The sequence below is a fragment of the Streptomyces sp. NPDC048182 genome (genome assembly GCF_043202555.1).
In the GTDB taxonomy this organism is placed as follows: domain Bacteria; phylum Actinomycetota; class Actinomycetes; order Streptomycetales; family Streptomycetaceae; genus Streptomyces.
The window spans coordinates 363811-376280 of sequence record NZ_JBIDAQ010000001.1 but is presented as its reverse complement, the minus strand read 5'-3'; the positions used below and the strand labels follow the sequence as shown (position 1 = coordinate 376280).

Below are 12470 nucleotides of genomic sequence, written 5' to 3'. Positions count from 1 at the left end.
GCTGCTGTTCTACTTCCCCTGGGAGCCCTGGTCGTACTTCTCGTACGCGTCGACGATACGGCCCACCAGCTTGTGCCGGACGACGTCCTGCGACGACAGCCGCGAGAAGTGCACGTCCTCGACCCCCTCCAGGATCTCCTGCACCTGCCGCAGCCCCGACTTCGTGCCCCCGGGCAGGTCGACCTGGGTCACGTCACCGGTGATGACGATCTTCGACTCGAAGCCGAGCCGGGTGAGGAACATCTTCATCTGCTCGGGACTCGTGTTCTGGGCCTCGTCCAGGATGATGAAAGCATCATTAAGCGTGCGACCACGCATGTATGCGAGCGGGGCGACCTCGATCGTGCCGGCCGCCATGAGGCGGGGGATGGAGTCGGGGTCGAGCATGTCGTGCAGGGCGTCGTACAGCGGGCGCAGGTAGGGGTCGATCTTCTCGTACAGGGTGCCGGGCAGGAAGCCCAGGCGTTCGCCGGCCTCGACCGCGGGGCGGGTCAGGATGATCCGGTTGACCTGCTTGGACTGCAGGGCCTGCACGGCCTTGGCCATCGCCAGGTAGGTCTTGCCGGTGCCGGCCGGGCCGATGCCGAAGACGATGGTGTGCTTGTCGATGGCGTCGACATAGCGCTTCTGGTTCAGCGTCTTGGGGCGGATGGTGCGGCCGCGCGAGGACAGGATGTTCTGCGTGAGCACCTCGGCGGGGGTCTCCCGGCCGTCGCTCTCCCCGTTCTCGCTCGCCTTCAGCATGGCGATCGAGCGTTCCACTGCGTCCTCCGTCATCGGCTGCCCGGTGCGGAGCACCAGCATCATCTCGTCGAACACGCGCTGAATGAGGGCGACCTCGTGGGCGTCGCCGGTAGCGCTGATCTCATTGCCCCGGACATGGATGTCGGCCGCCGGGAAGGCCGTCTCGATCACGCGCAGGAGGGAGTCGCCGGAGCCGAGCACCGAGACCATCGGGTGCTGGGCGGGGACGGTGAACCGGGCGCTGGCCCGGTCCTGCGTGGAGGTGCGAGCGTTGGGTGTCTGAGTCATGGGCCGGCGCCTAGGCCTGCGAGTCCTCCTCTGCGGCACATGCCGCACAACTGGCGTGTCTGACGCCTTCCAGCGTACGACTCCCCACCGACACCGCCGAGGCAATTACGCCGGGCTCAGGCCCGCTGGGCCCGCAGCGCCGCCCGGTACCAGGCGTACGACGCCTTCGGCGTGCGGGCCTGCGTCGCGTAGTCCACGTGGACCAGGCCGAAGCGGCGGGCGTAGCCCTCGGCCCACTCGAAGTTGTCCAGGAGGGACCAGACGAAGTAGCCGCGCACGTCCACGCCCGCCGCGAGCGCGTCGTGCAGGGCGCGGAGGTGGCCGTCCAGGTAGGCGATCCGGTCCTGGTCGGCGAGGCCCTCGTAGGAGCAGCCGTTCTCGGTGATCATGACCGGCGGGAGGCGGTCGCCGTAGCGGGCGGCGAAGGAGGTCAGCAGCTCGGTCAGGCCCTCGGGGACCACCGGCCAGCCGAAGTCCGTCTCCGGGCGGCCCTCGATCCGGCGCAGCGAGAAGGGCAGCTCGGCGGGGAGCGCGACCCCGCCGGACTCGGTCTCCGTGCCCTCGGGGGCGCCGACGAGGGTCGGCGCGTAGTAGTTCACGCCGTACCAGTCCAGGGGCTCCGCGATCACCGCCAGGTCCGCCGCCACGTCCCCGGGCATCAGCTCGGCGAAGCCCTCGGGGTAGCGGCCGAGCAGCAGGGGCTCGGCGAAGAGGCGGTTGAGGAGGGTGTCGTAGAGGTCGGCCGCCGCCCGGTCCGCCGGGTCGTCCGAGGCCGGCCAGGTGGGGCCGTGGGAGTTGGCGATGCCGACGGCGTCCGCGCCGGCCGCCCGTAGCGCGCGGACCGCGAGGCCGTGTGCGAGGAGCTGGTGGTGGGCGGCCGGCAGCGCGTCGAAGAGGAGGCGCCGGCCGGGAGCGTGCACGCCGAGGGCGTGGCCGAGGAGGGTGTGCTCGGCCGGTTCGTTGAGCGTGATCCAGGTGCCGACCCGGTCGCCGAGGCGGGCCGCGACCCGCTCGGCGTACGCCGCGAAGCGGGCCGCGGTGTCCCGGTCCAGCCAGTCGAGGCCGGCGGGCAGGTCCCAGTGGAAGAGGGTCGGCACCGGCCGGACGCCCGCCGCGCACAGGGCGTCCACGAGGCGGTCGTAGAAGTCCAGACCGCCGGGGGAGACGACGCGCGGCCAGGAGACGGAGAAGCGGTAGGCGTCCACCCCGAGGTCCGCCAGCAGGGCCACGTCCTCGGGGTAGCGGTGGTAGTGGTCGCAGGCCACGGCCGCCGTCGAGCCGTCCTTGATCCGGTCCGGCTCGTCCGCGAAGTCGTCCCACACCGAGCGCCCGCGCAGCTCGGCCGCGCCCTCGATCTGGTGCGCCGAGGTCGAGACGCCCCAGAGGAAGTCCGCGGGGAAGGCGGGCAAGGGGGGCAGGGAGGGCAAGGAGGGCAGCTGTGCGGGATCCGTCGCCATGCCCGGGATCATCCGCAGCCTGGGCGCGGCACGTCAACGCCCGTACCGGACAACGGCGTTACGCGCCCTCCTTCAGCACCCGCGACACCAGCTCCCGCTGCTCCTCCGTCAGCCGCGGGTCGGCCGCGTACACGGTCCGGCCGTCCACCGTGATCCGGTAGCCGAACCCGTCCGGCACTCCGGCGGGCGGCGCGGCCGAGCCGTCGGCGAGCACCCGCTCGGCCAGCGCCCGCCACGCCTCCGCGTCCGCGCCGGCGAGCCCGGCGGTGTCCACCTCCGCCGACCGCTCGATGCCCGCGAAGCCGCCCGTACGCCGCACCTGAATCCGCATGGGTCCGTGTCTAGTACGGATCTACGCCGTGCGCACCCCCACCTGGTCCCACGCCTTGCCCACCGCCTCCAGCTCCGCCGCGTCCCCGTACCGCGCCCGCGCCGCCTTCAGGGTCAGCGCGGCGAACTCCGTGAACGAGGCGTCCTCGCGCAGCTCCCCGCCGGTCAGCACGTCGTACCAGACCTGCCCGGCGCGCTCCCAGGAGTGCCCGCCGAGGGCCACCGCCGCGAGGTGGAAGGCGTGGTTGGGGATGCCGGAGTTGATGTGCACGCCGCCGTTGTCGCGCCCGGTGCGGACGTAGTCGTCCATCGTCGCGGGCTGCGGGTCCTTGCCCAGCACGTCGTCGTCGTACGCCGTGCCCGGCGCCTTCATCGAGCGCAGGGCGACCCCGGTGACGCGCGGCGCGAGCAGGCCGGCGCCGATCAGCCAGTCGGCCTCGGCGGCGGTCTGGCCCAGCGCGTACTGCTTGATGAGCGAGCCGAAGACGTCGGAGACGGACTCGTTGAGCGCGCCGGGCTGGCCGAAGTAGGTCAGGTTGGCGGTGTGCTGCGTGACGCCGTGGGTCAGTTCGTGGCCGATGACGTCGATGGGGATGGTGAAGTCCAGGAAGATCTCGCCGTCCCCGTCGCCGAAGACCATCCGCTCGCCGTCCCAGAAGGCGTTGTTGTACTCCCGGTCGTAGTGCACGGTGGCGTCCAGCGGCAGTCCGGCGCCGTCGATGGAGTCCCGGGCGAAGGCCGCGAGCAGCAGCTCGAAGGTGGCGCCCAGGCCCGCGTAGGCGCGGTTGACGGTGGCGTCCTGGCCGGGCTCGTCGCCCTCGCCGCGCACCTTCTCGCCGGGCAGTTCGGTGCCGTGTCCGGCGTCGGAGATCGTGCGGTGCGGTCTGCCGGGCTCGCCGCCGGCCGGCGCGGCCACGGCGGGGGCGCCGACGACCGTGGTCAGCCGGCGCCGGGTGCGTTCGAAGGCGTCCCGCTGGAGGGTGCGGCGGGCCGGCCCGGCCACTGCGGGGTCCGTGTGCCGGGCGAGCCGGTCGAGGACGTGGGGCGGCACGATGGTGCAGAAGACGGGCTGGGAGCCCCCGTTGGTCGTCATGCCCGACGACTCTCGCACTGCGTGACCTGTCTGTCACGAAGTGCAACCATGATCGGTGAATTCCGGCCGAGGAGGCCCCGCCCGGCGGGCCGGAGTGGTATGCGGCACCTTTTGCCCCGTTTGCCGCCCCGGTCCCGCATACTGATACGGATCCGCGTGCGGGGCGTGGCTCGGCTAGGCTGCCGGGCATCATGCGTTTCGGGCTGCTTCTCCTTAGCTGCCGCGGCGAGGGCCTGTAAGAGGCCGACTCCCTCCCCGCGGTGCTGAGTGGTGCGCGTCGGCCGTCCTTCCGGACACGCGGACGCCCCTGCGGACACCGCGGACATCACGAGGAGCCCACGCCATCATGGCCAACCGCCAGCAGCCCAGCCCCATGCCGACCGCCAAGTACCGCGGGTACGACCAGGTCGCGATCCCCGACCGCACCTGGCCCGAGCAGCGGATCACCAAGGCGCCGCGCTGGCTCTCCACCGACCTGCGCGACGGCAACCAGGCGCTGATCGACCCGATGTCGCCGGTGCGCAAGCGCGCGATGTTCGACCTGCTGGTCAGGATGGGCTACAAGGAGATCGAGGTCGGCTTCCCGGCCTCGGGCCAGACCGACTTCGATTTCGTCCGCTCGATCATCGAGGACCCGGACGCCATCCCGGACGACGTGACGATCTCCGTACTGACCCAGGCCCGCGAGGACCTGATCGAGCGCACGGTGGAGTCCCTGCAGGGCGCCAGGCGGGCCACCGTCCACCTGTACAACGCCACCGCCCCGGTCTTCCGCCGCGTCGTCTTCCGCGGCTCCAAGGACGACATCAAGCAGATCGCCGTGGACGGCACCCGGCTGGTCATGGAGTACGCGGAGAAGCTGCTGGGCCCGGAGACCGAGTTCGGCTACCAGTACAGCCCCGAGATCTTCACCGACACCGAGCTGGACTTCGCCCTGGAGGTCTGCGAGGCGGTGATGGACGTCTACCAGCCGGGCCCGGGCCGCGAGATCATCCTGAACCTGCCCGCCACCGTGGAGCGTTCGACGCCCTCCACCCACGCGGACCGCTTCGAGTGGATGGGCCGCAACCTCTCCCGCCGCGAGCACGTCTGCCTCTCCGTCCACCCGCACAACGACCGCGGCACGGCGGTCGCCGCCGCCGAACTGGCCGTGATGGCCGGGGCCGACCGCGTCGAGGGCTGCCTGTTCGGGCAGGGCGAGCGCACCGGCAACGTCGACCTGGTCACCCTGGGCATGAACCTGTTCTCCCAGGGCGTCGACCCGCAGATCGACTTCTCCGACATCGACGAGATCCGTCGCACGTGGGAGTACTGCAACCAGATGGAGGTCCACCCGCGCCATCCGTACGTGGGCGACCTGGTCTACACGTCCTTCTCCGGCTCCCACCAGGACGCCATCAAGAAGGGCTTCGACGCGATGGAGGCCGACGCGGCCGCCACGGGCGTCACCGTCGACGACATCGAGTGGGCGGTCCCGTACCTGCCCATCGACCCCAAGGACGTCGGCCGCTCCTACGAGGCGGTCATCCGGGTCAACTCCCAGTCCGGCAAGGGCGGCATCGCCTACGTGCTGAAGAACGACCACAGCCTGGACCTGCCCCGGCGGATGCAGATCGAGTTCTCCAAGCTGATCCAGGCCAAGACCGACGCCGAGGGCGGCGAGATCACCCCGGGCGCCATCTGGTCGGTCTTCCGGGACGAGTACCTGCCCAACCCCGACAACCCCTGGGGCCGGATCCAGGTCGCCAACGGCCAGACCACCACCGACCGGGACGGCGTCGACACCCTCACCGTGGAGGCCACGGTCGACGGCGCGGAGACCACCCTGGTCGGCACCGGGAACGGTCCGATCTCGGCCTTCTTCCACGCCCTCCAGGGCGTCGGCATCGACGTGCGGCTGCTGGACTACCAGGAGCACACGATGAGCGAGGGCGCCTCCGCGCAGGCCGCCTCCTACATCGAGTGCGCCATCGACGGCCAGGTGCTGTGGGGCATCGGAATCGACGCGAACACCACGCGTGCCTCGCTGAAGGCGGTCGTCTCCGCCGTCAACCGAGCGGCGCGCTGACCAGCCGAAAGTGTGGTGTGGGGCCCCGTTCGCCGGAGATCCGGCGGGCGGGGCCCCGTCGTATCCCGGCCATCTCCACACCCGGATCACGCAATGGGCTCCGACGGGGTACTGACTCGGAGTCGGCGATGTGGCTAACATCACGCCAGCGCGGCGATGTTGCCGCGCGGTTACGGAGGTGCGACGTGCTGCCTGGACGGGGACGAAACGGCCGAGCTGCCCGGCTGCCGCGCATCCTGGGCACCCGCACCACCTGGACGCCGGTCGGCGACGGCGAGTTCTTCTGCGCCGGCTGCGGCGGCGACCGCAACTACCAGCGGCTGACCGGCCGCCGCAGCCTCACCCTCCTCGGGGTGCCGGTGCTGTCGCGCGGCGAGTGCGCGCCGGCCGTCGAGTGCGCCGCCTGCGGGCGGCAGTACGGCATGGACGCCCTGGACCACCCGACCACCGCCCGCTTCTCCGCGATGCTGCGCGACGCCGTGCACACCGTCGCCCTCGCGGTGCTCGCGGCCGGCGGCACCGGGGCGCGCAGCTGCCTGCGCACGGCGGCCGTCGCGGTGCGCCGGGCCGGGTACGAGGACTGCACGGAGGAGCAGCTGCACGACCTGGTCGAGGCCCTGGAGGCGGACACCGGCCGGTTCCAGGGCGAGCCGTGCGTGCCCGGTCTGGCCATAGAGCTGCACGAGGCCCTCGACCCGCTGGCCCCGCACCTGGCCGCAGCGGGGCGCGAGTCGATCCTCCTCCAGGGCGCCCGCATCGCCCTGGCCGACGGCCCCTACACCCCCGCCGAGCGCGACACCCTGGCCACGGTCGGCGCCGCCCTGACCCTCACCTCCACGGACGTCACCCGCCTGCTGGAGTCGGCGGACAGCCTGTCCTAGGGCCTGTCCGGCGGATCAGGTCGCGGGAAAGGAACGGCGCCTGATCGGCGCCGGGGAGCGGGGTCTGGGGTGTCCAGCTGCAAGGCGGAGGAGGGCGGCGACGCGGAGCGTCGGCAACCGACGACAACGCCGCAGATGGGCGCCCCAGACCCCGCGTCCGCGACATGATCCGCCGGACAGGCCCTAGCCGGCGCTCCGGCCGGTCAGGTCCAGGCGGAGGATGCGGCGGTGCTTGCCGGGGCCGAAGTAGTGCGGGCGCAGGCCGGCGTCCGGGTGCTCCGCGGTGAAGCCCAGGGAGTCGTAGAGGGCGATGGCCACGCGGTTGGCCGGCTCCACGGTGAGGCGGACCGTGTCGACGCCGGCCAGCTCCAGGCTGGCGAGGACCTCCGTCATCAGCTCCCGGCCGAGGCCCAGCCGGCGCCGGTCCGGGGTGACGCACAGGCCGAGGATCCAGCTGTCCCGGCCGAGCGCCCGGGTGCCGGCCAGCACATAGCCGCGCAGCCGGCCGCCGCCCTCGTCCAGGACGAGGAAGTGCTCGGCGTACATGTCGAAGAGCTGGCGCAGCAGGAAGCCCGGGTAGGCGAACTCCTGGAAGACCTCCGCGTCCAGCCGGCGCAGCTCGGGCAGGTCGGCCTCGCGGGCCGCCCGCAGCACCGGCGGCAGGAGGTGCGGCAGGGCCGGCGGCGCCGGGCGGCGCCCGGGGCGGTCGAGGGAGCGTTCCAGCGGTTCGGCGGTCATGCCACCTCCGGTCGGACGGTCGAGACGGGCGATGTCAACTTCGCGGCTCCACCGTCACTCTTGCGGAAGAGCCGGTTCCCGTGGCGTCCCGGGAGCCCTTCTCGCTAGAGTGAGCGTCCAACTTCCGCCATGCAAGGGCGAGTTCGGGTGTGCGACCGTGCGCCCGACGTGCGCCCGGCAGTCCTGACTGGCCAGTTGTCGGGGTTCACGGATGCGGCTCGTCTCGTTACCGTGCGAAGTCAGGTGGGCGCTCTCCGTCAGAGACCGGCGCCCCGGGACCCGCGCACCGGGCACGGGTCGCCGTACGGAACCGAATGGGATGCGGCAGGATGACTATGGATCGCAACGCCGACGCACCGTGGTCGAAGTTCGATCCCGAGGCGTACGTCGACGACAACTACCGGACCCCGCTCGACGTCGACCTCCTGATCGTCCGGCACATGCGCGACTACTTCAGCCGCTGCTACGCGGCGGGCGTCCCGGACGCGGTGCGCGGAGTGGACGTCGGCGCCGGCGCGAACCTCTACCCCGGACTCTCCATGCTCCCCTGGTGCGAGAAGGTCCTGCTCCTGGAGTACGCGCCGCCGAACGTCGCCTACCTGGAGCGGCAGAAGTCCGGCACGGGATACGACACCGCCTGGGACGCCTTCTGGGACGTGCTCAGGGAGGCCCCGGCGTACGCGGGGATCGACGACCCGCGCGCCACCTTCGGCGACATCGTCCGCGTGGAGCGCGGCAACCTCTTCGACCTGGAGGACGGCCACCGCCGCTGGGACATCGGCACGATGTTCTTCGTCGCCGACTCCATGTCCGAGTGCTCCGAGGAGTTCGACCGGGGCGTGCGCTGCTTCATGAACGCGCTCAACGAGGGCGCGCCCTTCGCGGCGGCCTTCATGAAGGAGTCCGTCGGGTACCGCGTCGGCGAACACCGGTACCCGGCCTACCGGGTGAACGAGGACCGGGTCAGGGAGAGCCTGGAACCCTTCACCGGAGAGCTGGAGATCCACGATCTGCACCACATGGTGCGGCCGGGACACGAGGGAATGCTCCTCGCCCTGGGACGGCGCAATTCGGAGATTGCCCGCCCCTAGGAACGGGGACCATGCTGAAACACACGGCAAGCGGGTCTGTACGAGGGGTGCGGGGATGCAGATCAAGCCACGCCAGCATCTGCTGGACATCTGGCAGGCCATGGCCCGTCACTCGTTCGACGACGGCAAGCTCGTCCAGGAGAGCGCCGACGGGCCGAGCAGCGTCGCGGACGCCGAGCGCCTGCTCTGCCTGCTGTATCCGGCCACCGAGGTCCCGGCCTTCCGTCTGGACCAGCCCGACACCTCCGAGCGCGACGTGCTGCGCGCCCTCGGGCCGGTCGGCAGCCGGCTGGAGATCCCGCCCAACATCATCAGCGCCCTGAACCAGTTCATGCGCACCCACACCGGCGCCGACGACAGCCCCACCTTCGCCGGCGGCCACTACTTCCGGGCCCCCGGCCCCGAGGGCCTGAGCCACGAGCAGAGCCAGCTCGGCGTGGTCGACTCCTACTCCATGTCCGTCACGCTCTGCCTCGCCACCCTCGGCTTCCTGAAGGTCTACGAGACCACCACCACCCGCCCCGAGATCCGCGCGGCCATCGCCGAGCTGCGCGACGCCACCAACACCCGGCTGACCTCGGCCATGATCAGCCTGCTGCGCTCCTTCACGGTGAACGTCTTCGACGCCGAGTCCGAACAGGGCATGCGCCTGATCGAGGTCATCGGCCAGGGCAAGCAGTCCGACCGGGTCGTCCTCCAGCAGTTCTCCCGGCGGTTACGCCCGCTGCGCGCCACCATCATCGAGAGCCTGACCCGCGGCATCCAGGTGGACGAGGGCATCCGCGACGAGAGCCAGCTCTTCGAGTGCGGCTGGGCCTGGGGCGTCGTGCGCGACGCCCCGCAGGTCACCGACCTCGACGGCGACATCCCCGGCCAGCCCGACGGCATCGCCGACCGGCTGCCGTACGTGTACTTCACCGTCGTCGCGCTCGACGGCATCCAGGACCTCTTCTCCGAGCGCACCCTCACCCTCGGCCTGCTCGACGCCGACCAGCAGAAGCTCGCCGAGGCGCTGCGACTGCGCTGGGAGCTGAGCCAGCAGTACTGGTCGGCGGTGGCCCGCTTCGGCAACGAGCGCTGGCCGCTCGAAGACCTGCCCTGGCAGACCACCGGACTCCAGCTGGAGTCCGAGTACTTCTCCCTCACCGTCGCCGCCATCCTCATCCACGACCTGGTCCGCAGGAAGGCCACCGACGACGACCTCACCCGCACCGTCGCCATCGTCGAGCGCCTCGCCGACCGCGGGCGCGTCACCAGCCGGATGACCCGCAACGACCCCGCCATCCGGCTGCACCACCCCGGCGTCACCCTGCCGCTGGCCGGCTCCGAGGCCGTCGGCACCCAACTGCTGTGGCGGATGACCGACTACTCCGCGCAGCTCCTCAAGCGGATCATCCAGCTCGCCACCCTCTCGAGGAACATCAACGCCCAGGACCGGCTGCTCCGGCTGGCCGAGTCCACCTACGAGCACCTGTGGACGCGGCGCATCGAGGACGCCGACGGCGCCGGGCTCTGGGACGACGTGCGCGCCGTCTACGGGGAGTCCACCAACGCTCCGCCCCGGCTGTCCTGGAGCATCACCGAGCGCGTCACCGAGGTCCTGGTCGCCACCCGCAAGCTCTACGAGCAGCAGCCCATCCGCAGCCCCGAACTCGCCGACCTCGCCCGCGAACTGCTCAGCGAGGCCACCCACCTCTTCGGCCGGGAGCAGCTGGAGGCCCCGGTCGTCGCCGACGGAAGCAGAGCCCGCGCGATGCGCAGCATCGAGAGCCGCCTCGACCACGCCCGCAGCCTGGTCGACGACCGGCCCGCCACCGCCTTCGCCCTGGCCCTGCCCGTGCTCCAGGAACTCGACACCCTGACCCAGGCCCGCACCGCCGCCACCCAGGAGGTGTGAGCGTGCTCGTCTTCGCCGCCTCCGACAAGGGAGGCACCGGGCGCTCGGTGACCAGCGCCAACCTCGCCTACCAGCGCGCGCTCCTCGGCGACCACGTTGCCTACGTCGACTTCGACTTCGGCTCGCCCACCGCCGCCGCCGTCTTCGACGTGCCCAGCGCCATGCGCGGCACCACCGAACAGGGCCTGCACTCCTACCTGGAGGGCGAGACCGCCGAACCGGCCCGCATCGACGTCTGGCGGCAGACCGAGCACCCCCAGCTGCACTCCCGCCCCAACCAGTCGGGGCGGCTCGTGCTCTTCCCCGGCGACGCGGGCGGCGGCGAGTTCTCCACCGGCGAGGAGACGCTGGAGCGCGCCATCGACCTGCTGCTGCGGCTCAACGCCGAGTTCGACGTGACCATCGTCGACCTCAGCGCCGGCCGCAGCTACGCCGTCGACCTGGTCCTCGCGGCCACCGCGCACCCGCTGATGCGCAACGTCCCCTTCCGCTGGCTGGTCTTCCACCGCTGGACCCGGCAGCACGTCATCGCCGCCGCCGGGCTGGTCAACGAGGAGCACGGCATCATCGCCGGCGGCGTCGCGAACGGCCACGACGAGGACGCGCTGCGGGCCGCGATCCGCTTCGTGCGGGCCGCCGTGCCCGACCCGGAGTCGCCGCTGTGGGCGCTGGGCTCGCCCGCGCAGGCCGCCTGGATGCAGGCCTGCGACGAGGCGCTGCGCAAGCTCGCCGCCGAACACCGCATCGGGGACAGCCGGGTGCTCGGCACCGTGCCGCTCGAGCCGATACTCCAGTGGCGCGAGCAGCTGATCACCGAGGAGGACGTCCTCGCCACCCAGATCGCCAACAAGGAGACCCTGGAGGCACTGGAGGAGATCGCCCGGCGCGTCACCGAGGACGCACACTGGGGGCGGCAGTGACCGAGGACGCGTTCCGCGAGACGGCCGCCGAGCCGCGCACCCAGTCGGTCGCCCTCGGCCACCTCTCCCTGGAGCTGGGCCACCTCTACATGGAGGACTTCGAGGCCGGCCCCCAGCGGCTGCGGGCGCACTTCGCCGAGGTGGGTCCCTGGGTCGAGGCGGCCCGCGCCGCCGCCACCGCGCGGGCCGGCGGCAAGCGCCCCCGGATCAGCACCTGCTTCCTCATCGACGACTACTTCACGCGGTTCGCCACCCCGGCCGAGGTCGTCCCGATGCTCCTCGCCGAGGCCGAGGCGGCCGGGCTCACCGTGGACTACCTGGCCCGCGAGTCCGGCTGCGCGGTCACCGGCAAGGTGCAGGTCGCCGAGGCGGTGGCCGGGCGCATCGTGGAGTCCCCGCCGCCCGGCAGCTACGGCGCGCGCCCCCCGGCCGCGCAGACCGGCTGGCTGGCCAACGGCGAGCGCAGCCCCGTCGCCCGCGCCCCGCAGGCCATGAAGCGGGCCACCGCCTGGCAGCCGCCCAAGGAGACCGCGGGCCGCCAGCACTCCGTCTTCCTCGACGTGGAGCTGTGGAGCCAGGACGCCGAGGGCCACCGGCTGTGGTCCTGCCCCTTCCTCGCCGCCGTCTGGCAGCTCGCCCGGCTCGGCCTGCTGCGCCAGGAGGGCGAGGACGTGCTGGTGCCCCACCCGCACACCGCGGCCGGCTTCCCCGACGACTGGGACGAGCTGCCCACCCTGCTCCGCCTCACCGAGGACGCCGGCCCCTTCGCCGCCTACCGCACCTGGTCGGTGCTGCCGAACCGCTTCCTGCCCGTCGAGCACGCCGTCCGGGTGATCCTCGACCAGATCGAGGTCGACCCCGGCGCGCTCGGCCAGGCCGCGGCGCGCGCGAAGGGCGAGCGGATGCCCCTCCCGGACTCGGTCGCCGACCGCGTCTCCTACGTCTTCTACGCGGGGCCCTGAC

The 12470-nt window shown here is 72.0% G+C and carries 11 protein-coding genes; 6 read left to right on the top strand and 5 right to left on the bottom strand.

Annotation, left to right across the window (positions count from 1 at the left end):
- Positions 1–9: 9 nt before the first annotated feature.
- The 4 genes from ACGFZL_RS01830 to ACGFZL_RS01815 all read right to left on the bottom strand — a co-directional run bounded on the left by ACGFZL_RS01830 (position 10) and on the right by ACGFZL_RS01815 (position 3912).
- The gene (locus tag ACGFZL_RS01830; RefSeq protein WP_393688276.1) at positions 10–1032 is read right to left on the bottom strand and encodes a PhoH family protein; all 1023 of its coding nucleotides are present in this window, start codon (positions 1030–1032) and stop codon (positions 10–12) included.
- A 116-nt stretch (positions 1033–1148) separates the two neighbouring features.
- The gene (locus tag ACGFZL_RS01825) at positions 1149–2489 is read right to left on the bottom strand and encodes a GH1 family beta-glucosidase (RefSeq protein WP_393688274.1); all 1341 of its coding nucleotides are present in this window, start codon (positions 2487–2489) and stop codon (positions 1149–1151) included.
- A 58-nt stretch (positions 2490–2547) separates the two neighbouring features.
- Positions 2548–2820 (bottom strand): protealysin inhibitor emfourin, encoded by a 273-nt coding sequence (locus tag ACGFZL_RS01820; RefSeq protein ID WP_393688271.1) that lies wholly within the window; start codon positions 2818–2820, stop codon positions 2548–2550.
- A gap of 21 nt (positions 2821–2841) precedes the next feature.
- The gene (locus tag ACGFZL_RS01815) at positions 2842–3912 is read right to left on the bottom strand and encodes a M4 family metallopeptidase (RefSeq protein WP_393688269.1); all 1071 of its coding nucleotides are present in this window, start codon (positions 3910–3912) and stop codon (positions 2842–2844) included.
- A gap of 346 nt (positions 3913–4258) precedes the next feature.
- Between ACGFZL_RS01815 and leuA the strand changes: the two genes are divergently transcribed.
- Both leuA and ACGFZL_RS01805 read left to right on the top strand, forming a co-directional pair.
- Entirely contained in the window at positions 4259–5980 is a 1722-nt protein-coding gene (gene leuA, locus ACGFZL_RS01810; protein ID WP_355166170.1) for a 2-isopropylmalate synthase, read from the top strand.
- Positions 5981–6165: 185 nt separating this feature from the next.
- Entirely contained in the window at positions 6166–6861 is a 696-nt protein-coding gene (locus ACGFZL_RS01805) for a TerB family tellurite resistance protein (protein WP_393688267.1), read from the top strand.
- A gap of 183 nt (positions 6862–7044) precedes the next feature.
- Here the strand turns inward: ACGFZL_RS01805 and ACGFZL_RS01800 are convergent, their stop codons facing one another.
- A complete protein-coding gene (locus tag ACGFZL_RS01800; protein ID WP_393688265.1) occupies positions 7045–7599 on the bottom strand; it encodes a GNAT family N-acetyltransferase in 555 nt (184 codons plus the stop codon).
- 329 nt (positions 7600–7928) lie between these two features.
- On the opposite strand from ACGFZL_RS01800, the gene ACGFZL_RS01795 reads away from it, so the two are divergent.
- The 4 genes from ACGFZL_RS01795 to ACGFZL_RS01780 are packed head-to-tail and all read left to right on the top strand — an operon-like array spanning position 7929 to position 12469.
- Positions 7929–8690, top strand: a complete 762-nt coding sequence (locus ACGFZL_RS01795; protein WP_393688263.1) for an SCO2525 family SAM-dependent methyltransferase — start codon at positions 7929–7931, stop codon at positions 8688–8690.
- Between the two features lie 55 nt (positions 8691–8745).
- Positions 8746–10587, top strand: coding sequence for an SCO2524 family protein (locus tag ACGFZL_RS01790; protein WP_393688261.1), 1842 nt, complete (start codon positions 8746–8748; stop codon positions 10585–10587).
- Between the two features lie 2 nt (positions 10588–10589).
- Positions 10590–11507, top strand: a complete 918-nt coding sequence (locus tag ACGFZL_RS01785; RefSeq protein ID WP_355167156.1) for an SCO2523 family variant P-loop protein — start codon at positions 10590–10592, stop codon at positions 11505–11507.
- Positions 11504–12469 (top strand): SCO2522 family protein, encoded by a 966-nt coding sequence (locus ACGFZL_RS01780; RefSeq protein WP_393688259.1) that lies wholly within the window; start codon positions 11504–11506, stop codon positions 12467–12469. The genes ACGFZL_RS01785 and ACGFZL_RS01780 overlap by 4 nt, the downstream gene beginning before the upstream one ends.
- The last annotated feature ends 1 nt before the right edge of the window (position 12470 follow it).